27 protein-coding genes are annotated in these 23837 nt (G+C 51.4%); 19 read left to right on the top strand and 8 right to left on the bottom strand.

Features of this window, described 5'->3' with window-relative positions:
- The first annotated feature begins 17 nt into the window (after positions 1–17).
- Entirely contained in the window at positions 18–902 is an 885-nt protein-coding gene (locus tag Undi14_RS00375) for an EamA family transporter (protein ID WP_200177482.1), read from the top strand.
- 122 nt (positions 903–1024) lie between these two features.
- Here the strand turns inward: Undi14_RS00375 and Undi14_RS00370 are convergent, their stop codons facing one another.
- The 3 genes from Undi14_RS00370 to Undi14_RS00360 form a co-directional block, all read right to left on the bottom strand.
- Complete coding sequence (locus Undi14_RS00370) at positions 1025–1729, bottom strand: riboflavin synthase subunit alpha (protein WP_200177481.1); 705 nt, start codon at positions 1727–1729, stop codon at positions 1025–1027.
- A 121-nt stretch (positions 1730–1850) separates the two neighbouring features.
- A complete protein-coding gene (locus Undi14_RS00365) occupies positions 1851–3896 on the bottom strand; it encodes a sensor histidine kinase (RefSeq protein WP_200177480.1) in 2046 nt (681 codons plus the stop codon).
- A 138-nt stretch (positions 3897–4034) separates the two neighbouring features.
- Positions 4035–5003, bottom strand: a complete 969-nt coding sequence (locus Undi14_RS00360; protein ID WP_200177479.1) for a LysR family transcriptional regulator — start codon at positions 5001–5003, stop codon at positions 4035–4037.
- A gap of 139 nt (positions 5004–5142) precedes the next feature.
- Here Undi14_RS00360 and Undi14_RS00355 point away from each other — a divergent pair, with 139 nt between their 5' ends.
- Positions 5143–5460, top strand: coding sequence for a hypothetical protein (locus Undi14_RS00355; RefSeq protein ID WP_186884124.1), 318 nt, complete (start codon positions 5143–5145; stop codon positions 5458–5460).
- A gap of 47 nt (positions 5461–5507) precedes the next feature.
- Entirely contained in the window at positions 5508–5900 is a 393-nt protein-coding gene (locus Undi14_RS00350) for a DUF2798 domain-containing protein (RefSeq protein ID WP_200177478.1), read from the top strand.
- A gap of 223 nt (positions 5901–6123) precedes the next feature.
- Here the strand turns inward: Undi14_RS00350 and Undi14_RS00345 are convergent, their stop codons facing one another.
- On the bottom strand, positions 6124–7974 hold the full coding sequence (locus Undi14_RS00345) for a phosphoenolpyruvate carboxykinase (GTP) (RefSeq protein WP_200177477.1): 1851 nt from the start codon (positions 7972–7974) through the stop codon (positions 6124–6126).
- Positions 7975–8315: 341 nt separating this feature from the next.
- On the opposite strand from Undi14_RS00345, the gene Undi14_RS00340 reads away from it, so the two are divergent.
- The 14 genes from Undi14_RS00340 to Undi14_RS00275 all read left to right on the top strand — a co-directional run bounded on the left by Undi14_RS00340 (position 8316) and on the right by Undi14_RS00275 (position 18205).
- Positions 8316–9290 (top strand): D-2-hydroxyacid dehydrogenase family protein, encoded by a 975-nt coding sequence (locus Undi14_RS00340; RefSeq protein ID WP_200177476.1) that lies wholly within the window; start codon positions 8316–8318, stop codon positions 9288–9290.
- Positions 9291–9664: 374 nt separating this feature from the next.
- Positions 9665–10000, top strand: coding sequence for a hypothetical protein (locus Undi14_RS00335; RefSeq protein ID WP_200177475.1), 336 nt, complete (start codon positions 9665–9667; stop codon positions 9998–10000).
- A gap of 176 nt (positions 10001–10176) precedes the next feature.
- Positions 10177–10818, top strand: a complete 642-nt coding sequence (locus tag Undi14_RS00330; RefSeq protein WP_200177474.1) for a hypothetical protein — start codon at positions 10177–10179, stop codon at positions 10816–10818.
- A 417-nt stretch (positions 10819–11235) separates the two neighbouring features.
- On the top strand, positions 11236–12246 hold the full coding sequence (locus Undi14_RS00325) for an alpha/beta hydrolase (RefSeq protein WP_234030348.1): 1011 nt from the start codon (positions 11236–11238) through the stop codon (positions 12244–12246).
- A gap of 199 nt (positions 12247–12445) precedes the next feature.
- Positions 12446–12868, top strand: coding sequence for a hypothetical protein (locus tag Undi14_RS00320; RefSeq protein ID WP_200177473.1), 423 nt, complete (start codon positions 12446–12448; stop codon positions 12866–12868).
- Between the two features lie 171 nt (positions 12869–13039).
- The gene (locus tag Undi14_RS00315) at positions 13040–13273 is read left to right on the top strand and encodes a hypothetical protein (RefSeq protein ID WP_200177472.1); all 234 of its coding nucleotides are present in this window, start codon (positions 13040–13042) and stop codon (positions 13271–13273) included.
- A 94-nt stretch (positions 13274–13367) separates the two neighbouring features.
- The gene (locus tag Undi14_RS00310) at positions 13368–13655 is read left to right on the top strand and encodes a hypothetical protein (RefSeq protein WP_200177471.1); all 288 of its coding nucleotides are present in this window, start codon (positions 13368–13370) and stop codon (positions 13653–13655) included.
- A 98-nt stretch (positions 13656–13753) separates the two neighbouring features.
- The gene (locus tag Undi14_RS00305) at positions 13754–14167 is read left to right on the top strand and encodes a hypothetical protein (RefSeq protein ID WP_200177470.1); all 414 of its coding nucleotides are present in this window, start codon (positions 13754–13756) and stop codon (positions 14165–14167) included.
- Positions 14168–14244: 77 nt separating this feature from the next.
- Positions 14245–14760, top strand: coding sequence for an SMI1/KNR4 family protein (locus tag Undi14_RS00300; protein WP_200177469.1), 516 nt, complete (start codon positions 14245–14247; stop codon positions 14758–14760).
- Between the two features lie 37 nt (positions 14761–14797).
- Complete coding sequence (locus Undi14_RS00295) at positions 14798–15448, top strand: SGNH/GDSL hydrolase family protein (protein ID WP_200177468.1); 651 nt, start codon at positions 14798–14800, stop codon at positions 15446–15448.
- A 70-nt stretch (positions 15449–15518) separates the two neighbouring features.
- Complete coding sequence (locus tag Undi14_RS00290) at positions 15519–15791, top strand: hypothetical protein (RefSeq protein ID WP_200177467.1); 273 nt, start codon at positions 15519–15521, stop codon at positions 15789–15791.
- Positions 15792–16148: 357 nt separating this feature from the next.
- The gene (locus Undi14_RS00285) at positions 16149–16946 is read left to right on the top strand and encodes a hypothetical protein (RefSeq protein WP_200177466.1); all 798 of its coding nucleotides are present in this window, start codon (positions 16149–16151) and stop codon (positions 16944–16946) included.
- Positions 16947–16971: 25 nt separating this feature from the next.
- Positions 16972–17298 (top strand): hypothetical protein, encoded by a 327-nt coding sequence (locus Undi14_RS00280; RefSeq protein ID WP_200177465.1) that lies wholly within the window; start codon positions 16972–16974, stop codon positions 17296–17298.
- Positions 17299–17674: 376 nt separating this feature from the next.
- Positions 17675–18205 (top strand): hypothetical protein, encoded by a 531-nt coding sequence (locus Undi14_RS00275; protein WP_200177464.1) that lies wholly within the window; start codon positions 17675–17677, stop codon positions 18203–18205.
- Between the two features lie 316 nt (positions 18206–18521).
- Here Undi14_RS00275 and sugE read toward each other — a convergent pair whose 3' ends face one another.
- Together sugE and Undi14_RS00265 are read right to left on the bottom strand one after the other, a co-directional pair.
- Positions 18522–18842, bottom strand: coding sequence for a quaternary ammonium compound efflux SMR transporter SugE (sugE, locus tag Undi14_RS00270; RefSeq protein ID WP_200177463.1), 321 nt, complete (start codon positions 18840–18842; stop codon positions 18522–18524).
- 321 nt (positions 18843–19163) lie between these two features.
- Positions 19164–19937 carry an L-asparaginase gene (locus Undi14_RS00265; RefSeq protein ID WP_234030347.1) on the bottom strand — a complete coding sequence of 258 codons (774 nt, stop codon included), beginning with the start codon at positions 19935–19937 and terminating at the stop codon, positions 19164–19166.
- 119 nt (positions 19938–20056) lie between these two features.
- Here Undi14_RS00265 and Undi14_RS00260 point away from each other — a divergent pair, with 119 nt between their 5' ends.
- A complete protein-coding gene (locus tag Undi14_RS00260; protein WP_186884211.1) occupies positions 20057–20542 on the top strand; it encodes an asparaginase domain-containing protein in 486 nt (161 codons plus the stop codon).
- A gap of 10 nt (positions 20543–20552) precedes the next feature.
- The gene (locus tag Undi14_RS00255) at positions 20553–21047 is read left to right on the top strand and encodes a hypothetical protein (protein ID WP_186884135.1); all 495 of its coding nucleotides are present in this window, start codon (positions 20553–20555) and stop codon (positions 21045–21047) included.
- A gap of 132 nt (positions 21048–21179) precedes the next feature.
- Here the strand turns inward: Undi14_RS00255 and hisC are convergent, their stop codons facing one another.
- Both hisC and alaC read right to left on the bottom strand, forming a co-directional pair.
- Positions 21180–22241 (bottom strand): histidinol-phosphate transaminase, encoded by a 1062-nt coding sequence (gene hisC, locus Undi14_RS00250; RefSeq protein ID WP_200177462.1) that lies wholly within the window; start codon positions 22239–22241, stop codon positions 21180–21182.
- A gap of 162 nt (positions 22242–22403) precedes the next feature.
- Positions 22404–23669, bottom strand: a complete 1266-nt coding sequence (alaC, locus tag Undi14_RS00245; protein ID WP_186895928.1) for an alanine transaminase — start codon at positions 23667–23669, stop codon at positions 22404–22406.
- Between the last annotated feature and the right edge of the window lie 168 nt (positions 23670–23837).

Genomic DNA, 23837 nt, shown 5'->3' with positions numbered 1-23837 from the left:
TGAATTGAAGATAAATAATGAAAAAATTTTCCGCAAACTCTGTCGCTTGTGGCGACATTTTAATTACGGCGCTCGCGCCGGTTATCTGGGGTAGCACGTACATCGTCACTACGCAATTTTTACCGCCAGATCGCCCATTTACAGCAGCGTTGATACGGGTGCTACCCGCGGGTATTTTGCTGTTGTTGATGACGCGTTGTCTTCCGCAATTTTCTGCCTGGCCACGATTACTGTTACTGGCCGCACTGAATATAGGATTTTTCCAGGCTTTATTATTTGTCGCTGCATACCGCTTACCCGGTGGTTTAGCAGCCGTGGTCGGTGCCTTGCAACCTTTACTGATGATCGTTCTGGTATGGGTTTTTGATCAGCGTAAGCCGGGTATGCCAGTGATTTTCGCCGCGATCACCGGCGTTCTCGGCATGGCTGCATTATTACTGGGGCCAGGCTCTGTTTGGGATCCGGTTGGCATTGCAGCGGCACTCTCAGGAACGGCCTGTATGGCAGTGGGAACTTATTTATCGCGGCGGTGGAACATTGCCTTACCAGTGCTGGCATTCACCGGATGGCAATTGCTTCTGGGTGGCTTAATATTGCTGCCACTTGCCTGTTTGTTTGATCCGCCATTACCGGTACTGACGCCGGTGAATATCGCCGGCTATGCCTATCTGTGTGTGATCGGTGCCTTGTTCGCGTATGTGCTGTGGTTCCGCGGTGTTGCACGACTACCGGCAGTGGCCATATCGTCGCTGGGACTGTTTAGTCCTTTGACTGCAGTATTGTTGGGGTGGATTTTTCTCGGGCAAACAATACGCGGGTTATCGTTGGCTGGATTATTGATGGTGCTGTTAAGCATCCTTGCAGTGCAATGGCTGAGTAAACCTGCAGCGCCGAAAAAATAGTGACAAGCGTCGTCTGTTCGACTTAACCTGCAAATGGTGTGATGACTGAATCTATGCAAGATGAATTCGTCATTAACCGAAAGAACGCATTTCACCGCGACAGTTGAAATGAGTTTTGCCTGTCACTTTTCTGCTTTGATACTGTTCAGTAGTTGTGCGCTGCTGACGCCTTGTTGTTGCAGCAGCGATTCGAGTGCTGGCAGCAAGGGCCCCAGCGTTTCACTCAGAATATTGTGCACCGTATCGACGATTACCTGAGTGCTGCGCTCGATTTCTATATTCAGTGCAGCACCTACTTTTTTCTCTGCAAATACTGTCATGCGCAATGTTTCCGGGATTAGCCAAACTTCAAACCAGGCTTCATCTCGGTTGACCTCAGCAATCGTCAGACTGGCACCGTTGATGGCGATGTAGCCTTTAGCGAAGATGTAACGTAACCAGACTGGCGGAACCTCGATACGGATCACGTAGTTATTTTCCAGTTCACGGATCTGGGCTACGTGCGCTGTGAAATCGACGTGCCCGGATAAAGGATGTCCACCGATTTCAGCGCCGTCTCTGGCAGCACGTTCAACGTTGACGCGGCTATTTTCAGCATAACTGCCGAGAGTGGTGATCGTGAGACTTTGTTGCATCACATCGAAGTCTGCTGCACGCTCACCGTGCAATTGCGTGACGGTCAGGCAAACACCATCAACGGCAACGCTGGCACCGATTTCCAGTGCGTTCGCAAAGCCATCGGGAAATTCAATCTGAAATGTGCGTAAGCCCGGTTTGTCGCTGATGTTGGCGATGCGGGCGATACCTTGTACTATGCCTGTGAACATGATGATAACAATGGAAAGTAAATGGAAAATTGGCGAGCAGCCGTGATTGTAAGGCGAATTGCAAATACAAATGCAGCTACACGGATAGTCGGTTATTTGATCCGCTAGTTCATTCGTTGGTTCAAGTGCCGGTCAGAACCTGCACCTGTGACGGAGATACCGCCGCTAGCGGTAATTCGACCATGAAACTGGTCCCAGCACCCAGCGTACTGACGCAACGGACGCAGCCATCTTGTGCTTCGCTGAGTTTTTTAACGATGGATAAACCCAGCCCGCTGGAATGTTCGCCAGCCGTTGGTGTCGGCGATAATTTTGAAAACTTCGTGAACAAATGTTGCTGATCTTCACCGGATAAACCCGGCCCCTCATCGCGCACTTCGAACCGGCCCATGCCAGTGTGCTGACTGATTGTCAGCCAGATTGTTTTTTCTGCCGGAGAAAATTTGATCGCGTTTGAAAGCAGGTTATCGAAAATACGTATGCAGGCATTCAGATCAGCGGTAACAAAAACACTGCTGTCGATATCCACAACTGTATGCAGTTTTTTCGCTTTCAGTGCCGATTCATATTGCTGAATGATATCTCTTAATAACTGACCGAAATCGACGGTTTGTGCCGACAGATGAAAGTGTCCTGATTCCAGCGCATTCACATCCAGCAGATTGGTGACGATATGCATCATCCGCTGACCGCTGTTACTGATGCGTTCAAGATACTGATGCTGCTGTTCTTCGGAAATCTGATGGCGCATCTTACGCAGCAGATCACTCATGCCAATAATGCTGGTTAATGGGTTTTTGAGATCATGTGCCGCAATCCCGAGTATGTCGTCTTTCTCTTTATCCAGCAGTTTCATGCGTTGAACTGCATCATCCAGTTCAGCGGTTCTCAATTGCACTTTGGCTTCCAGCTCATACTCAGCCTGCTGCGAAATTTTCAGCAACTGCCGCTGTATATCGACGCTTTCTTTTTTAATCAGACTGATTCTGTAAGCCTGTGCTAATGCCAGCAAGATGGCTTCCATTGCAGAGCCGATCTGGAAACCGTAATCCGTGATCCAGCTGGATTCCAGAATACCGAGATTGCGTAAAGGCAGGAGAAAAATACTGACGACCCAGGAAACAGACGCAACACAAACGATATACCCCGGCAGGTACCCACGCAGACCTGCCATAAAACAGATCGGTAAAAAAAAGATGACCTGAACCAATCCGACCAATTGCACAAACTCAGCAATGGTCGTGTTGTATCCAGCCAGAATAAGGGCAATAAAAATCATCACCATGACCTGCATGATTTTGAATGCCTTGTAGAAAAATGGCATCGTTTCTTTGAGCCGCAGAAAACTGCTGATAAATAACGAGGAGACGAGAATAATTAATTGCGGTAACAGTGCCGGCATGATGTCGACCAGCCAAGGCCAGTCGGGGGCGATAAACATGCCTATGTGGCCGTTGATACTCATACCGGCAGCCAAGGTCCCGAATGACAGCAGCAGGTAATAGAACATGGAAATATCGCGATAAGTGATCAGCAATATCGCGTTGTAGATAATCATGGCCAGCATCACACCGTAATAAATACCCATCAGGCTAGCGATGTAGTCAGAGGTCTCTGTGAATTTATTCGGTGTCCACAATACTGCGCGGAAAAAGACGGAGCTGGTGCTTTGTATCCGTAAATACACTGTCGTCGTTTCTGTATCCTGCAGATAAAGTTTAAAAATGGGATAGTGGTGCCGGATTTCCTGCTGCGAGAAAGCAATGTGATCGCCCGCCCGTTGAATTTCCATGCTGCCGTCTTTGCCGCGGCGATACATGCGGATATCGTCAAGCATAATGGGCATCATTTCCAGTAACCACATCTTATTGCTGTCGGCGCTGCTTCTTTGTAAATCCAGGCGTAGCCAGAATGCCGATTCGGAATAACCTGCGCTCAGATTTTTTGACAGTGGTTTGAATTGGCGCGCGATCTCCGGTGACAGAATATCCTGAATATCAAGCTTGCCAGTGGTGTCTTCAAATAATTGAAAATTATTATGGAGAGGTATTTTCTGTTCGCCTTTTTCGAGCAAAGTCACTGCCGCCTGCGCTGTTAATCCTTTGACTAAAAAAGATAACAGCAACAAGGCGAAAATAAAAAATCGGCGATAGCGGGCTGTATGCATCTTTCTGGGCGGGTAAGTCGCTATACGGAAACGAAGCGAAAAATCAACGCGGAATGTAAAAAACTGTTAAACAGATGAAGCAGCCTAACAAGTTTCAATCCGCTTAGCAATCAGAAAGAACAATAAGATACTTTTCAGTTATTCCGGTTTGTCCTGCTGCAATTCCGGGATCAGATTGGAATGCGTCATCGTGATCAGATTGTTTCTCAGCCATTGATGCGCGGGATTGCGGGCATCGCGTTCATGCCACAGCATATCGATATGTACCGCCGGGGTTTCAAACGGCAATTCTGTCCAGATCAGCGCGTCGGTCATGCCGGTGGCTGAAATCAGGTGTCTTGGCAAGACCGTCAGCAAGTCAGAATTCGCAACCACGCGGCCTGCTGTAAAAAACTGGTTGATGGTCAGCAAAATGCGTCGTTCACGGCCCATTTTGCTCAAAGTTTCATCAATTAATCCATGGGCCCGTCCTGAGAAACTCACCAGCAAGTGATTGGCACCGCAATAATCATCGACCGTCAGGGTTTTCCCTGCCAGTGGATGATTCTGCCGCATCACGCAGACATAGTGACCAGAATACAGCCGTTCATGGCGGATGGCGCTGTTACCAGCGGTCTGGCTTCCGGAAAGCTGAGCGACGACACCTGGAAAAAAACCGACCGCAATATCGATATCGCCATGTAGCAGCATAGGGCGGGGTTCGCGTGTTGTCAGCGGCATCATCCTGACGTTAATACCGGGAGCGTCATTCTGAATGGAGCGCACCAGTGTTGGCATCCACAGTGCTGCAGTGGCATCTGCCATTGCCATGCGAAACGTCAGCTGCGCCTGTGAGACATCAAAAACACCGGGCGCAATGGCTGATTCCAGGCTGGACAAGGCCTGCCGTATGGTCGGCCACAATGCCTCGGCGCGCGGAGTCGGCTTCACGCCGTATGCGGTGCGTATCAATAATTCATCGTTCAGTGAATGGCGCAGGCGTTTTAATGCATTTGACACGGCGGGCTGGGTCATTGCGAGTTTATCTGCTGCGCGCGTCAGGTTTTGCTCAATCATTACCGCATCAAACACCCGCAATAAATTCAGATCCAGTGTCAAAAAGTTCATGTTGTTTGCCTCCGTTAATATCGTTATCTGCAATTATTCACAAACAATATATTGATTATAGGAAATCGAAATTAGAATTATATGTTGCGATGCAATATGATCTGATTATTCCCAAATGTAAATAAAAGTAGAGATCATCATGACTTTCCTCAATATCGCTTTCCCTGCCACCAGTGCACTCCCTGTTGCCGAAGTTGCTATCAGCGCTTTGGTTGCCGCTGCCCGTCCTTTGATTGGCCTGAGCATCCTGACCACAATGTTATTGGTCTTTAAGCCATTGATTACAGGCATGTTGCGCGCATTGAAGCTGGCTGTATTCCCAAACAAAACACGCGAAGAAAAATCTGCCATGCGCAATTTGCGCAGCATGCTGGCCGTTCGCAATATCGCCAACGAACTCGACAGCACTTCGCCTAACATGGCCGCTGAGCTGCGCGCACTTGCGGCTCGCGGTTAATCAACAATTTTGCAATGCAACATAGCCCAGTGTACAGCGAGTTAACCATGTCTGCCTATACCCCAGCTTACCAGCGTACAACACCGCGTGAAGTCGCTGGTTCCAGAAGTCTGGCATCAATGCTGCCAAGTCTGCTGATGACAGGTTTGCTGACCTTGATCGTCACCGCCATCTTGCGTTTGTTGTGGGTTGGTCTGACTAACGACTTCTTCGCATCGTGGATGGAAGCGTGGCTGACGACTTGGCCTATCGCATTTCCACTGGCTTACATGGCGTTGCCTGTGATTCAGAAAATCTCACGCAGCCTGAGCAAACCTGCTGTGTTGAAGCGTCGTACACAGGGCATCACTATTGCAGCGATACAGCAAGTGTCTGATGAAGTCACCGTGCAGAATGGCTTAACAGTCAAAGCACCACAACTGCCGAAAATTGTACGTTAATTGCACGCTGACCGACCCGATTTGTCTCAAAAAAGCCGCTGATTCGTAGCGGCTTTTTTTACGTGCTCTGCTGCTGTCGGCGTGATTGTTAGCGTCAGTATTTTTGCTGCGCTGCTCAGGTCAAAACGGATAAACACTTATCACAGCTTGATTTGCATCGATATAAAAAAAGCGCGACATCGTCGCGCTTTTTTACCAGGCTGAATTCATTGCACTGAGAAACTTACATGCTCAGGCGGTTTTTCAACGCCACACGGGTTGCTTCCAGTTCTGCCGGCAGGCGATAAGCCAGTTTTTCAAACAACTCGGTATGCAAGACCAGCTCTTCTTCCCACGCAGCAACGTCGATTGATGTGATGGTGTGGAATTGTTCCTGAGTGAATTCCAGACCATCCCAGCTCAGATCATCGAATGTCGGTGTTACACCAAACACGTTTTCAATGCCGTTCGCCTTGCCTTCGATACGTTCCAGCATCCATTTCAGCACGCGCATATTGTCGCCGAAACCTGGCCAGACAAATTTGCCGTTTTCATCAGTACGGAACCAGTTCACGCAGTAGATCGATGGCAAAGTTGCGCCGATCGCGTCGATTTTCTTACCCATATCCAGCCAGTGCTGGAAATAGTCGCTCATGTTGTAACCCATGAATGGCAGCATCGCGAATGGATCACGGCGCACCACGCCTTGCTGACCAGCTGCAGCAGCGGTGGTTTCTGAACCCATGGTCGCGGCCATGTAAACGCCTTCGATCCAGTTACGTGCTTCCGTTACCAATGGCACTGTCGTTGAACGACGGCCACCAAAGATGAATGCAGAAATCGGCACACCAGCCGGATCATCCCATGCGGCATCAATCACAGGGTTTTGTGTTGCAGCGACAGTGAAGCGGGCATTTGGATGCGCTGCTTTACGGCCGGTTTCTTTGCCGATGGCTGGCGTCCAGTCTTTACCTTGCCAGTCGATCAGATGCGCTGGCGCTTCTTTCGTCATCCCTTCCCACCAGACATCGCCATCATCGGTCAGCGCGACGTTAGTGAAAATCGTGTTGGCTGTCAGCGATGCCATGCAATTTGAATTCGTTGCCGTGTTGGTGCCCGGTGCCACGCCGAAATAACCTGCTTCCGGGTTGATCGCATACAAGCGACCGTCTTTACCTGGTTTGATCCACGCAATATCGTCACCGATGGTTGTGACTTTCCAGCCCTTGATTGCCGGAATCAGCATCGCAAAATTCGTTTTACCGCAAGCTGACGGGAACGCCGCTGCCACATAATGTTTTTTACCTTCCGGTGATTCCACACCCAGAATCAGCATGTGTTCTGCCAGCCAGCCCTGATCACGACCCATCGTGGACGCGATACGCAGCGCAAAGCATTTTTTACCCAGCAGCGCATTGCCGCCGTAACCAGAACCAAACGACCAGATTTCGCGGCTTTCAGGGTAATGCACAATGTATTTCGTCGCATTGCATGGCCATGCCACGTCTTGCTGACCAGCGGCCAGCGGCGCGCCGACAGTGTGCACGCAAGGAACGAAATCGCCATCCGTACCCAGCACGTCATACACCGCTTTGCCCATACGCGTCATAATGCGCATGTTCACTGCCACATACGGCGAATCAGACAATTCAACGCCGATATGCGCGATTGGTGAACCCAGTGGACCCATAGAGAAAGGCACCACATACATCGTGCGGCCTTTCATGCAGCCATCAAACAGCGGTTTCAGCGTCGCGCGCATTTCTGCCGGTGCCATCCAGTTATTGGTCGGGCCTGCATCTTCTTTTTTCTCAGAACAGATAAAAGTGCGGTCTTCCACACGCGCCACATCAGTAGGATCAGAACACGCCAGATAGCTGTTCGGGCGTTTTGCATCATTCAGTTTTTTCATGGTGCCGCTGGCCACCATTTGCGCGCACAGGCGATCGTATTCTTCCTGTGTGCCGTCGCACCACACGACATTGTCTGGCTTCGTCAGCGCAGCAATATCAGCGATCCAGCTGATCAGCTTCTGATGTTTGACATACGCTGGTGCATTGATTGCCGCGATGTCATTAGTGGTTGTTTGACTCATACTGACTCCAATAAGATTGCAATAAAAAACCGGGGTAGCAGCGCGGCAGGGTCGTCATTAGAAAGTCAGGCGATGCGAGCACGAATGGGGAAATTCCCAGCTCCAGCAAGGCGAACACGATGGCGGCGGTTCTGTCGGATAATAGGCCACCGGGACGATGATCCCGATGCCAGCTTGCGTCGGCGCGGTAGGCGGACGGAAGAATCAAAAAGCTACGTAACCGGATATTCTACACGGACGCGCCCATTTGGGTGCAGTTCACATCAGATTTATTATCACAGTAGTACCGTTTTTGAAAGTGAAACTGTTTCAACAGTGGCGCTCTATAAGGAAAAAAAATCATGAAGATTGCCATCCTCGATGATTACCAGGATGTCGTGCGGCATTGCCAGTGCTTTGCCATGCTCAAAGACCATGACGTCAAAGTATTCAACAGCAGCGCCGTCGGCGTCGGCCAACTGGCGATACGCCTCGCCCCGTTTGATGCACTTGTGCTGATCCGCGAGCGCACCCGCTTTCCGCGCGCCCTGCTGCAACGCCTGCCGAATTTAAAACTCATCTCACAAACCGGCAAAGTCGCCGGACACATCGACCTCGCCGCCGCCAGAGAAAAAAACATCGCCATTGCCGAAGGCGTGGGCGACGCCACCGCCCCCGCCGAGCTGACCTGGGCACTGATCATGGCCGCCTCGCGCCGCCTCACGAATTACGCGTCTTTACTGCAACAGGGAACCTGGCAGGCATCCTCCGTCCAGCCCGCGCACAACCGCCTCGGCAGGGTCTTAAAGCAACGCCGCCTCGGCATCTGGGGTTATGGCAAAATCGGCAAACGCATCGCCAGTTACGCCACCGCGTTTGGCATGCAAGTCATCATCTGGGGCAGCGCAGCCAGCCGCGCCCAAGCAGTGCAGGATGGCTATCAGGCCGCCGCTTCGCGCGAGGCATTTTTTGCCGACAGCGACATCCTCACCCTGCACCTGCGCCTGAATGACGCCACGCGCGGCATCGTCCAGCCAGACGATCTGGCTCGCATGCAACCGGATGCCCTGTTTGTCAACACCAGCCGCGCCGAGCTGCTGGCACCGGACGCCCTCGTCCACGCGCTTGATGCCGGCCGACCCGGCTTTGCCGCCATCGACGTCTTTGAAACCGAACCCGTACCGCAAAACCACCCGCTGCTGCACCGTGAAAACGTCCTCGTGACACCGCACATCGGCTACGTCGAACAAGACAGCTACGAACTCTATTTCGCCGCCGCATTTCAAAACATCCTGAATTTCGCCGCCGGAACGCCGACCAATTTATTGTGGGAGTGAAGGTGGGGTGTGGATAAGGTTAGAGATATGCACAATCAGCGGCGGTGCGCGATGTGGCGACAGAACGTCTGATTTTTAACGAGCGTATGAAAAAACGTCTATCCAGTACACGCACACTTTTTCAGTCGATAAGCGGTCAGGCTGATAACGCAAACGTTCGCGCATCTGATCCAGCAAGCGCGGTTTTTGTGGGGTGATGTTTTTGTCGATTTGTTTATACTGTATTAATTATTAGTATAAACAAAAGTAGTCAATGTTCATGCGGTTTTCAAGAGGATTGCAACATGTTGACAGTTTGATCATTGACGGTTAATGTTGTAAAATGAGAATTAAAACACGTTAGGCGATTGGCCTGCTAATCTCCAGGATAGAAAATGAAATTCTCATACCAAGCTGAAAAGTTGTCGGTTGCTAGACGGAATCTTATGCTTCCGCATCCAACGGGAGAGGCAGCTTCAATCGCTGCCGCCTTCCACGAATGCCATAATGCCTTTCACAACATTGATCGTGAGGGCCTCGATGACAATTCCAGACAGTGGGTCGAAAAAATTGAAGGGTTAATGGGCACCAATGGGCTTCAAGATCCGAATGGTGTTGGCACTTGGCACATCAAAGCAGAGCAACTATCTGTTGATGAAAAGCGGGAGCTATCGAGTGCAGTTAATGAGTTGGCGCATTGGTTCGACCGCGCGTTTTGGCAAGATGTTTAATACCCAAGCTTACTGCCGAAGATCGCATAACCCTACAGTCAAGCGGATCGCCACAAGCTGCGCTTGTGGTTCCCTCAGCGCTTCGCGCTCCGGCGTCCGCTTACTTCCACGATGCTATTGGGGAGAATGTTTCGAGTTCAATAGCAAGTATAAGTACAACCAAAAGGAGAGTTCCAATGCCGATGATCAATTGCCCCGACTGCAATAAGGAAATGTCAGATGCCGCGCCGGCATGCCCGAGTTGTGGGCGCCCAAACTCGGTACCCACCGCAATGCCGACGGAACGTTCAGTAAGCATCCCTCTAGGCATCGGAATATTTCTGCTACCACTAATATTTGCTTGGTTCACCCTACGGAAAGGTTATTCCACTAAGGCGAAGGTGATTTCGTTTACTTGGCTTGCGGTGAGCTTGGCATTCTTCGCATTACAAGATGGCGGCAAGAATCCACCAACGCCAACTGTTTCGTCGCAAGCCTCAGTTGAGGCGGCAGCTCCTGCAGATACCGCACTACAGGTAGATATTCGTCAGATTCTTTCCGATTACGAAGGCAATGAGGTGGCCGCTGACAATCGCTATAAAGGAAATCAGGTGCAAGTCACCGGAATCGTCGGTGACATCAAGAAGGACGTCATGGATAACTTGTACGTTACGCTTGGAACTGGAAAGGAGTTTGAAATTCCCCAGATTCAGGCGTTCTTCGACGACTCAATGAATAGTCAGCTTGGCAGTCTCCGGAAAGGGCAGAAGCTCACAGTTGTCTGCACAATCAAAGGACTCATGATGAATGTCCTCGGAGAGGACTGTGTCATCAAATAGCATCTAACTAGTCGTTGAAGCGGACGGCTCTGACGGGCCGCCGCTTAACGCCAACGTTGAACCCCAATTCCCAACCTTCTTCCTACAACAACCATCGCATCAGCCTGAGTCTGGCATTATCCATTTGCCCTCGGTGATCGAATTCACTGCGTCCGACACCCTCAAAACACCAAAAATATACTCCCCTGAGTATGTTTACAAGCCCAATGTTTATGCTGAAATTTAGGGTGTTTTCTTAAAAACAGGGGGGAGTATGCAGAATTCTGGTTGTTTGCTTGTATTTTAGAGGCAGATGTACTCGCGTTTGCCGGATGCGCCTGTGCGTAAATCCGGCGTTATGCACAGGCGTATTTTCCAAGTTAAAACACGCTGGCTTATTTTGCTCATACGATAGACTCACACGAAGGTTTTTTTGCGATGAAACGATACTGTCCCTTTTTGTTGATGCTCTTCGTTGTCGTCGCCTGCGGCGCGAATGCTGGTTTGCCCGATCCGCGTCAGGCACCGGGCTCGGCGGCGAGCGTGTGGGAGCCGCCTTCTGGTTTGCAGCAAATCGCGATCTGGCCGAATGCTGCGCCGGATAGGTCAAAGCGGCCTCACATGCCTGAAACGGTTCAAATCAAACAGCCCCCCGAGGTGGCACCGGGGCGTGAATACACGCAGATTCTGGATGTGAGCACACCAACAATGACGATTTTCCCGCCCAAAGGTGTGAATACCGGCGCTGCGATGGTGGTGTTTCCGGGTGGCGGATTTCGCATCCTCGCAATCGATCTGGAAGGCACCGAGATCTGCGATTGGATCACGGCCAAGGGCGTGACATGTGTTTTGTTGAAATACCGCGTTCCTAAGGGCAACCACTACTGGGATAAAGACTGCAATTGCCACATCACACCCAAGGTTCCTTTGGCGCTGCAGGATGCGCAGAGAACGATCAGGCTGGTGCGCGCCAAGGCAAAGGAATTAGAGATCGAGCCTCACAAGATCGGCGTCATCGGTTTCTCTGCCGGTGGCTATCTCGTCGCGCAAACCAGCAACATCGTCAAGCCCAGCTACACGCCTGTGGATGCCGCCGATCAACTCAGCAGCCGGCCTGATTATGCGATTGCACTTTATCCGGGTCACCTCTGCCGCGCTGGTGCCACGTTCGACCCTTCGATCAAAGTCACCGCGCAAACGCCGACGACATTTTTACTGCAAGCGTGGGACGACCCTGTGGACAAGATTTGCAACAGCACGCTGTATGCGAAAGCACTGAACGAAGCGGGCGTTCCAACAGAAGTTCACCTGTTCGCCAAAGGCGGCCACGCTTTCGGCCTGCGACGCAATCCCCATCCCATTTCGTCATGGCCGACCCTGGTTGAACACTGGCTCAGAAGCATCCAGATACTCCCGCCATTGGCACCTGACCTGAACAGTGAACAATAGCGAAGCAATTGAGCTACATTCGGTGGTTTCAAGGCATTTGAAGAAAATTGTCTTTTTTAACATTCCGGGTTAAGCTTCACTTTCGTTAGATTAAATAGAAGTTGGGCATCAAGGTAACGTATCCGTGCGAATTCTGACCTACAAGCGAACACACACAGGCGACCCAGATAGTAGTGGGCACTTTGGCATCCATGGATGCATGGGTCAAGTTAGAGGCTACCATTTTGACGCGGTAATCGGAGTTGGTGGCATTGGTACAGACCCACGCGCAGATCGAATTGACCGAAAAATTAATTGGGTTGGCATCAATCCAAAACCGACAAAGAATCAAGTAAATGGTGCACCAGTTATTTCCTTTGAGTATTTCATTTTGCTTGAGCAAGATGGGCCGTTATTGCACGTCATCGCACCCAAATTAGCGCGCAGGATGTATGAAAATGGCGTCCGTATCTTAATAACTGGATATTCAGAGGAAGAAAAGGCCGAAGCCGTTTCCATAATAAACTGGGCTCGAAAAGCCAATCACAAACAAGTTGGCATCACGGCTATTCAGCCCTCGCCAAATGTGGGTGATTGTTCGACGGGATGCGGAACCAAAAAATCAAAGGGAGGGTGTAAATGATGCCCAACCTAACGTTCGAGCGGGACGCCGCAAAGCAGCCTGCGTTAGTCCCTCAACTTAACGTTATGCCGCATGATTTTCGCTATAGAAACTGAGGAACGAACTCTGATCGCATTCCCGAGCGAGCTGGACGCAGTGGGATACTGTGAGGGTCTTGATGTGGAGGCTGCAGTGTGGCTTTTTTGGAGCGACCGTGGCCAACTGCTCGAACCGCAATTCACAGTTCCAAACAAGCGAGGATTCTTCGTTGTGCGAAACGGTACTTACAATCTGGTACCTGCAGAAGCAGATCACCATGCAATACTGACGGAAGCGCTGGAGGAGGTGCTCACGTTTGAATCACCAGCGCCGTTTAACTCCGCGCAGGGTGTTCGTAGCTACTTGGAAAGTCGCAATACTGCATAGGCTGTCTCGGTCCAGTCGAGACAGCCTATGGCTGCCGCTGGGGATTCAACCACCACGGGCAACGTTCTTTTTCTGTTACTCAAAGGAAATCCAAGTGAATAGATTCGCCTATCGCGTGTATTATGAATACAATGGCTGGTCGCATGACGATCCTTTTCGTTCGTTGAAAAATCCCCACCAAATTTCCGAGGCGCTGAGAAACTTTCCAAACGACTTACCGCGCTACCTTTCTGATCATGACGCGACCGTTTCTCATGAGCCCACCAAGAAAGATGCCAATTCGATTATTGTCGTCGTCATAACATCACTTGACGAAACCAAGTCAGACGAGGCCATGAAACGATGTCTCAATAGCCTTGATCTGTTTGGCGAAAAAACTTGAGTTCGTGTGAGCTAACCCACCGATCAACCCCGTTCGCTTCGCTCTCTGGACGCTACGCGAAAAGGCCGCGCAGCGCCTAGCTCTACGTTATGGTGAATATGACCCCTGTACGCTTCTACCGACTCTCGTTGCTTGCTCCAATACTGCTTCCGTTACCCTTCCTACCGTTTGGAATCGGCGCACTCTTGCTTTTTACATTGGGTTTCGGTGGTGTTCAATACGCCATCTTTGCAGCCATTCTTTATGTTGCTATTGGTCGCCTCAAATCCGCTGAGAGTATTCAGAGGTTAGCGCGATGGGTGCCGGTTCTTTTTATTCCTTTCCAAGCAGCCGGGTGGTTAATCAATTGCTATTTCGAACGTCTGTCAAACCCAGCCTTAATCGGCAATTGGGACCCCTTACTCCCTTTTGCCGCTTATATACTTGTCGCGGGCTATGGGTATGTCGGTCTTGTGGCTTTAACTTACCACTTCGCAAAATCAGCAGGGTACATTGAGAACAATGAGCTCTAACCCATTATTCCCGTGGATCGCCTTAGGTGCCCGCTGAATTCAAACGTCAGGCGTTCCCAATTACTCATAGGTGTCAAATGTCGCTTTCTAGAATATTCCCAGATATATTGCGTGAGCTTCATAAGCTTGAATTTGACTATGCCGATGGAGATGGCATCGACTTCGAACCATACCAAGAGTTCACTTCGCGCATGTACGTTCAAGACTGGTTCAAAGCTTGGACCGGGAACCAGAACTCCGACTGTGATGACTATTTGATCTTCGGGCAGGATGGTACTGGTGGTTACGCCGCCATATGGCCTGTTCGGGAGAACAAGAGTCTGATCGAACAGCCCATTGTATTTTTTGGTTCTGAAGGAGAGTTGGGGATAGTTGCCTCAAATTTTTCCGATTATCTATGGCTTCTGGGTAACAACCATGGCCCATATGAGGCGGTTGCGTACCCGGACGACGAACGCTCATCAAACGAAGACTTCCTAGCGTTTGCCAATAAGCACGCGACAACACCTAGAAGGCAAGTTTCGGAAATAATTAAAGATGCTCAATCCGAATTCCCAAAGTTCGAGCAAAAAATCCGTGCCCTATGTGGCTAGAGATTCCTAACTGGACAATCAATTACACTGGCCCGCCATGCAAAACATCCTTGTCTACTCTGATTCTTTGTCCTGGGGCATAGTCCCGACGACGCGAAAGCGCCTGCTGTTTGAGCAGCGCTGGCCGGGCGTCATGGAAATGTCTCTCTGTTCCGCTGGTTCGAAGGTTCGTGTCATCGAAGATTGCCTGAACGGACGGCGTACGGCATGGGACGATCCCTACAAGCCAGGGCGGAACGGGCTTGTCGGGCTGGCTCAACGAATCGAAATGCATTCGCCGCTTGCGCTTGTTGTTCTGATGCTTGGCACAAACGATTTCCAGTCTATGCACGAGCACAACGCCTGGCATTCATCTCAGGGTATCAGTGCGCTTGTCTCCGCCATCCGCAGCGCGCCTATCGAACCCGGTATGCCCGTGCCAGAAATTCTTGTCGTTGCGCCGCCGCCGATCAGAACACCGAAAGGGCCGATTGCACCAAAATTCGCGGGTGGCGACGTTAAGTGCGTTGGTTTGTCCGCCGCCTACCGTATCGTGTGCGAAGAAGCGGGCTGCCATTTTTTCGATGCTGGCAGCGTCGTCACATCAAGCAAGGTCGATGGCGTGCATCTTGATCTTGAACAGCATTTGACCCTTGGTAGCGCGGTGGCTGACGTTGTTAAACCACTGCTCTCGAAAAATGTAGCCTAACCCTGAGGTTCACCGGACGCCGCGCGATAATGCCGCGTCTGTGTCGGGAGCCTTCACACCTTAAAACGCTATGACCATTAAAGACATCGTTGGGCTGATCTTCTGCGGCGCAGGTGCCACGTTGGGGACAATAGGCTATCGGTTGCTGGGTCTGGAATGGTTCTTTGGTGCCTGCATTTTATTGATCATTGGCACACGTCTCATTTGGGATGCATCACGTGATCGAAAATTACGCAATCCATTGGATGATGTGCCAGGTGATTGGGGTGATCGGCATTACATCTCGGGCACAAGTTCTACGGACGGTTTTGACGTCGGAGGAGATGATGGCGATGCGTCTTAATTTAATGTTCAACAAGGAATCAACGATATCTGCCACAAGGGGGCGTTGGTTTGCCAATCCACCACCTCCCACGCCCATAAAACGCCAAAAATATACTCCCAGGGTATCTCTACAAGCCCAATGTTGATGCAGTGATATGGGGTGTTTTCTTAAAATCTGGGGGGAGTATGCATAAATTGCGTTGTTGGTCTGTGGCTGACGCGATGATTTTTTAACGGTGTGCTTCAACTGTATTGGTATCAGGCATTCGCAATCGCAACCTGGCACTATGGAGTTTTAAGTGGGTGCAGCAAATTGTCTTTTTGAACAATCCTGATTAAGCTTTACTTTTGTTCAATTCAATTAATCTAAGAGGCGATGATGGGCGCGTGGGGGACGGGTCTTTATTCGGACGACACAAGTTGCGATGTGCGGGATGACTACGTCACGCATTTGACGCAGGGTTGTGCAAGCGAAGAGGCTGAACAAAAAATTCTTGATGGTTACGGCCCGCTTTTGGCACAGCCAGAAATTGCCTGCTGTGTTTATTTTGCTTTGGCAGACGCCGCCTGGAAATATGGTCGCTTGTCGGCGTCGCTCAAGGCGAAAGCGCTTTCTTTATTGCAATCAGGTGGTGATATCTTTGTGTGGCAACGTGATGCGCCGGCAAACGTCGCCGCACGAATCAAGGTTCTGAAAGCACTTGAGGCACGGTTGAACCGCGTTCAACCTCCAGAATTGCCGATGAAACTCACGCCGTCCAAACCCCAAAAAGTGCGTACCACAGCACCAATCGGTTCGGTTTTTTCCTTAGTTTTGCCGAGCGGTAATGCGGCACTACTCATTCTGGTTGGCTACAAAGAATTGGCGGAAAGTATTGATCCTGTTTTTTCAGCGTTGTCCTGGCGAGCTGCCTCGGTTGACGCTGCACCTCATCACATTGCGGCCACTGATCCAACCTTGCCCTTCAATGCATTTCGCAAACAGTGCGCGCATGTTGCGATTCTCCCGGGCGATCAACGACGCAATATTCTGTTCGGTCTGGAACAAACAAGTATCCGGGTCGAGGCTCTGCTGCCGTACAACCCGGAAAGCATCGTGTGGTTAGCCATCGGCAGAATCGCCAGAGAAATCGATGCTTTCTATCATAACCACGCGTCATCACCGACACGTTAACGCTTGATTCAGACAAGGATGAGCGATGCAGATGGAAAAAAAATTGATCGACTATAACGGCACGCAGGTCATCGAAGGCTGGCCGGAACGAATCGAAGAGTCGCAGTTGCAGCACAGCTATTCAATTGCTGGCGCAGAGCAACAACGCATTCGCTATGGCGAAGAGAACGAAGACTGGGGCGCCAATGAGCACCCTTGCCATGACTGCGCCGTTATCAAAGGCCAATACCACGTCATCGGATGCGATGTGGAAAGGTGTCCAAGCTGCGGAGGACAGGCGTTCTCCTGCGATTGCAAGTATGACGATGACGAGGATCAGGAAAAAGATGAGCAAACAGATCAAAACGAATAGCAGACACGACACCGCCATCAAGGGACAGGTTTGGGATGCCGGGATACGAAGTTCATCATCCAAACGACATGTGTAAAGACAGAAAATCCGCGCGCTTTAACAGACCAGCGCAGGAAAGAACGTGTCCGGTACACATGGTTTTTCAGTGGCGATGCACTTGTGGATAATTGAAACGTCCCGTGCCTGATCGAATAAACGGGGTGTTGGCGATGTCGGTGAAGTGATATTTTTTCATCTGGTTATACTGCATTGATATTCGCTACCACTAATTACAACGAGGCTGCATGCGGCTTTCAAGGCAGACTAAGAAAATTGTCTTTTTGAAATTCCAAGTTAAGCTTCATTTCTGTCAAATTAAATAAACGTTAGGTCTCCCATGCCAAGCCAGCTCCACATCGTTGGCACCGGCCATCACTACCAATTTGGTGCCGGCATGAAGTTTGGTGCGTATGAATGCACACTCGAGGATCAGGCAGTCTTCCTTGCCATGTTGAGAAGCCTTGCAGAGTCAGTCAAAGCTGACGCGATCGCTGAAGAACTTAGCGAGCAGTCCCTTTCAGAAGTAGGCGCAACGGCATCTGTTCCGCAGCTTCTTGCCAGAGGGCTCGGTCTCGTTCATCTCTTCTGTGATCCAAATCGAGACGAGAGAAGGACTCTCGGAATTTTTGACGATAATGCAATTCGCCTTTCTGGCTTTCCAAGTAAGAAGCCAGATGAAACAGAGATTCAACGCCGAATTGACGAGAGCTGCCGCTTTCGTGAGGAGGAGTGGCTTAGGCGGTTGCAAGCACTACCCTCGTCTCAGATTCTGTTCGTTTGCGGGGCAAATCATGTCAACACGTTTCAGCTACTCGCTATCGACGCAGGCTTCAAGGTTTCCGTTGCGTACGCCGACTGGAAGGCCTAACCCTTCGTATATGGGCTCTTTCCCAAAGTACAAGAAATTACTCGATAGATTTGGCGCGTGGAATCAATCCGAAGTAGACCATCCAGTATCTGTGCTCAAATCCACCATGCGCTCAAAACGCCAAAAATATACTCCCCTGGGTATGTTTACAAGCCCAATGTTTATGCAGAGATTTGAGGTGTTTTCTTAAAAACAGGGGGAGTATGCAGAATTCTGCCTGTTCATCTGCCATTTAGAGAATGATTTAATCGCTATTGCCGGATCCACCTGTGCGTAAATCCGGCCTTATGCACAGGCGCATTTTGGCGAGATAAGTTCAGGCAGGCGTGGCGAGTTTCAGGCTGATGATGCCGCAGACGATCAGGGCGAGGCTGAGCAGGCGGGCCGGGTTGGCGGGTTCGCCGAACAGGATGATGCCCAGAATCGCGGTGCCGACTGCACCGACGCCGACCCAGATCGCGTAGGCAGTGCCGACCGGCAGGCCTTTCATGGCGATGCCGAGTAAGCCCACGCTCACTGCCATGGCAGCCAGCGTCAAGGCACTCGGCCAGAAGCGGGAAAAGCCTTCGGTGTATTTGAGGCCGATCGCCCAGACGATTTCAAACAAGCCTGCGGTGATGAGGATAAGCCAGTTCATGTTGTGTTCCTTGTGCGGTGGCAGGGTCGTCCCTGCAAAAAATCGGAACCGCAGAGGTCGTCCTCTGGCGGGGATGCTGCTGAATTCGGCGTTACCGGCGATGGCGGTGTCGGCAGTTTTTGCCGCGCTTGCATGTTGGCCCGCATTGTTGTGCTCATTGTTGTGTACTCGGTGGCGCCGATAGTGCCAGTCATTGTGTGGCCATCAGGCTGCTACAGGCACTGAAAAATACTCCCCCCAGTATATTTTACAGCCCAATGTTCATGCTGAGATTTGGGGTGTTTCCTTAAAAACAGGGGGGAGTATATCTGTCGACACTATTTAAAAATCGATGGGCAGGCTCCAGCCGGACGGAATCACATCGTGGCGCACGACGGCGCGTTGCTGGTGGCGGCGGGCGAGGCTGTCGGGGCTCCAGGTGCGTTCCCAGCCGGGTGGATAGGGCAATTGCCGCTGCAGCGCGGGCTGGCGTTGGCGCACGCCGATCACCGGCAGATACAGCGGCAGCGGGTTGTCGGCGGTGTCGGCACCGAGGCTGTAGGCGTAATCGGGCAGCAGCGCATCGCAGACGCTGGCAAACCAGGCGCTGTGATCTTCGTCGCGGCCCAATGCCTGTGCCAACCCGGCGGGGTCGAACTGGGCCAGCGCCTGACTCAGTTCGGCGCTGCTGGCACCGGGCGCGTCGCCCCACCCCATTACCGGATTAAAAATATAGTCAGCCCCAGAGCCATACCAGCCTTCGCGGCACGGGCGTTGCATCCAGTTGCGCGTGCCTGTGAATAACTGCCAGCGCCAATGCAGGCCGGAGGCTTTCGGCCAGATATACAGATACAGTTGTTGATAACCGGCGGCGTGCAAGTCGCGCACCATCGCCATCAGGCGCGCTTGCGGCATGCGTTCCGGCGGGTCGCGCCGAAACAGGATGGCGCTGCCGTCGGCATGGTGAATCTCGTCTGTGGATAAGTTCAGGTCAAGGCTGCGCTTTTCATCGCCAAAACGGGCGGCGACCCAGCCGGTCAGCAGATTCACCGTCGTCAGCACGCCGTAGCCGCGATGACGGTGAAAGATAACAGTGCCGGGGGCGATCGTTTTCATGATGGTCGTGGGACAGAAAAAGCAGGTCAGCGATGATGAGGCGCAAGTGTAGCAGTTTTCAGCGCGCCGCCTGGCGCGTTACAATGACAGCCTCTGACACTTCATTTTTCCGGCACACCATGAGCTTGCGTATCCTCGCCACCGGCGGCACTTTTGACAAACATTATGATGAAATCGCGGGCAAGCTGAGTTTTGCCGACAGCCATTTGCCGGAAGTGATACGCCGCGCGCGGCTGACGGTGCCAGTCGAGCTGGACATCTGCATGTTGATGGATTCGCTCGATATGGATGACAGCCACCGTCAGACCATCTTAGCGGCGTGCCAGGCCGCATCGGAAAAAGCGATCGTGATTATTCACGGCACCGACACCATGCGTGAAACTGCCGAAGTATTGGGCGCGGCGAATCTGGGTAAAACCATTGTGTTTACCGGTGCGATGATTCCGTATGAAATTGCGAATTCCGATGCCTTATTCAATCTGGGTTTTGCCTGCGCAGCCGCTCAGTTACTTCCGCCTGGTGTGCATGTGGCGATGAATGGCAAAGTGTTCCCGTGGAACGATGTGCAAAAAAACCGCACGGCAGGCGTGTTTGTGAATAAATGAGGATGACATCATGAGATGGCTGCTGGCAGCGGTATTGCTGAGTTTGTCGACGTTGGCGTCGGCAGCAGATGTGCGTTTTGATGCGTTTTATTTCTTTCAGTCAGAAAGCGTGCTGCAACAAAAAGGCATCAATGTGGACAGCCTTGGCCGTTATACACGGGCGCTGCAATCGCAGATTTACAAAGCGTTCAAAAAATCGAAAGTTGCACCCAGCACGGGTTATGTCGTGATCGCGATTCGCTCGGATGGCGCGACGTATTCGTGGCTGGATATGACGCCAACGGTGCACGAATATTTTGATAATCAGATCTACGATATCGTGCAGAAACTGCCGCCACCAGATGTAAAAACCGGCATCTTTGTGTTTGCGATGAAGATGGCGATCGATACGCCGGTGTTCACCAGAAAACCTGTACCCGAGCCAGCTGATTGGCCTGCTGCGAAAAAGAAAATCAGCAACCCGGATAACATCGAAGAACTGGTGATGTCGCTCTGGCCGGATTAAAAAAATCAGTATTGGCGGGCATCATGTTCGCCATCGCAAAAAAAGCGGCGTGATTTCTGAGTAAGGAAATCACGCCGCTTTTGTTTGGATTGTCTTTTGCTGGCTCGTTGCGGTAGATGCAGTAGCGAATGATTACGCCAGCAATTCTTCCAGCGCTTCGATCAGCAATTGCGATTCCGCATCGGTGCCGATGGAAATTCGCAGGAACTGTTCTATCCGCGGCAACCGGAAATGGCGCACGATGATATGCCGCGCGCGCAGGTCTTGCGCCAGTGTTGCCGCATCATATTCAGGGTGACGCGCAAACACAAAATTGGCCGCTGATGGCAACACCACAAATCCTAATTCTTGCAAACGTGCCGTGAGCTTTTGTCGCGTGTTGATGACGGCATCACAGGTCAGTTTGAAATAGTCCTGATCTTCAAACGCCGCAATCGCACCGGCAACCGCAAGCCTATCTAACGGGTAAGAATTGAAACTGTTTTTGACGCGGTTCAGCGCTTCGATCAGATCAGGATGTCCGACCGCCAGCCCTACCCGCAAGCCCGCCAGCGAGCGCGATTTTGACAAGGTTTGCACCACCAGCAGATTTGGAAACTGCGCTACCAGGCTGATCGCCGAAGTGCCGCCGAAATCAATATAGGCTTCATCCACCACCACAACTGAGCGCGGATTATTCGTCAGCAACTCAGTGATTTTTGCCAGACCGAGCGCGCAGCCGGTTGGCGCATTCGGGTTCGGGAAAATAATCGCGCCGCCATTTGCCTGTGCATAATCCTCAACATCAATCTGAAATTGCGCATTCAGCGGAATGGTTTTGTACGCGATGTCGTACAGGCCGCAATAGACCGGATAAAAACTGTAAGTAATATCGGGAAACAGCAAGGCGCTATCGTGTTTCAGCAGCGCCTGAAACGTGTGCGCCAGCACTTCATCTGAGCTGTTACCGACAAACACATGTTGCGGTGTGACCGCGTAATAATCAGCAATCGCTTCGCGCAGACGGTCTGAGCCCGGATCAGGATACAGGCGCAGATCGCCGGATGTGGCTTGCGTAATCGCTGCCAGCACTTTCGGTGACGGCGGATACGGGTTTTCGTTGGTATTGAGTTTGATCAGATTTTGCAGCTTGGGTTGTTCGCCCGGCACATACGGTGTCAGGGTGTGTACAAGCTTGCTCCAGTATTGGCTCATGATGATGTTTTCATGTGGGATCGCGCACAGCAGATGCCTGGCGCTGATCTGGTGAAGATAAAAATATCGTTGGTGTTCGCGATGTTGCTGGTATTGCCGATGTTGCTGATTGCAGGAAAAAAGTAAGGGCATATCTGCCCTTACTTTTTTATCAGACATAGTTTAGCCGATCAGACCGTCTTCTTTGAACATGTGCTTCAGACCACGCAAAGCCTGACGGATGCGTGATTCGTTTTCGATCAACGCAAAGCGCACATAGTCGTCACCATATTCACCGAAACCGATGCCCGGCGAGACGCAGAGTTTGGCTTTCTCCAGCACTTGTCTGGCGAATTCGAGTGAGCCGAGATGGCGATAATGTTCGGGAATATGTGCCCAGATATACATCGACGCTTTCGGCTTATCGACCATCCAGCCTATATCGTGCAAACCTTTGACCAGCACGTCGCGGCGATTCTGATACTGATCGCGAATCTCGTGCACACAGGTCTGATCGCCTTCCAGCGCGGCAATTGCGGCCACCTGCACCGGTGTGAAACTGCCGTAGTCGTGATAGCTCTTGATGCGTGCCAGTGCCGCGACTAATTCCTTGTTGCCGACCATGAAACCGATACGCCAGCCGGCCATGTTATAGCTTTTCGACAGCGTGAAAAATTCCACCGCCACGTCACGCGCTCCCGGCACCTGCATGATGGATGGCGCTTTCCAGCCGTCATACACGATATCGGCATACGCCAGATCATGCACTACCAGAATATTGTGTTCTTTGGCGAGCTTCACCACGCGTTCGAAAAATTCCAACTCTACACATTGCGCGGTTGGGTTCGATGGGAAACCGAAAATCATCATCTTCGGTTTCGGATAGGTTTCGCGTATCGCGCGTTCCAACTCACTGAAAAAATCTACATCCGGGCTCATGCGTATCGAGCGGATATCCGCGCCGGCAATAACCGCCCCGTAGATGTGAATCGGGTAGCTCGGATTCGGCACCAGTACGGTGTCGCCTTTGTCCAGCGTCGCCAACATCAGATGCGCCAGACCTTCTTTCGAACCTATGGTGACGATGGCTTCGGAATCGGGATTGAGATCAACGGCGTAGCGGTCTTTATACCAGCGCGCAATCGCACGACGCAGGCGCGGTATGCCCTTGGAGGCCGAATAACCATGCGTATCAGGGCGTTGCGCGACTTCGACGAGTTTATCGACGATGTGTTTTGGCGTCGCGCCATCGGGATTTCCCATCGACATATCGATGATGTCTTCGCCACGGCGACGGGCGGCCATCTTGAGTTCGGCCGTGATGTTGAACACGTAAGGCGGCAGACGATTGATGCGGGAGAACGAAAATTTTGGCGAGGAAGCAGGCGTGGATGCAGGTGTATTTTCACCCGTTGAACCCCGGCCCGGCGGAGTAAGTGTGTTTGTCATGATCAGTTTGTATGTGGTTAACGTAGCGCCCGGAACCGTCCGAGCGACGTGGAAGCGCGAACTTCCTTTTTTTATTGTACCCACCAAATCAATATGTTCACAAGGCTTTTGTAAAGCGATTACTGTCAAAAAAAGAGGCATACGTTATGCTGTGGACATTGATAGATT

The sequence above is a fragment of the Undibacterium sp. 14-3-2 genome (assembly GCF_016595265.1).
Taxonomy (GTDB): domain Bacteria; phylum Pseudomonadota; class Gammaproteobacteria; order Burkholderiales; family Burkholderiaceae_D; genus Undibacterium; species Undibacterium aquatile.
Note: the sequence above shows the minus strand (reverse complement) of the source record. Positions and strands in the feature narration are given on the sequence as shown.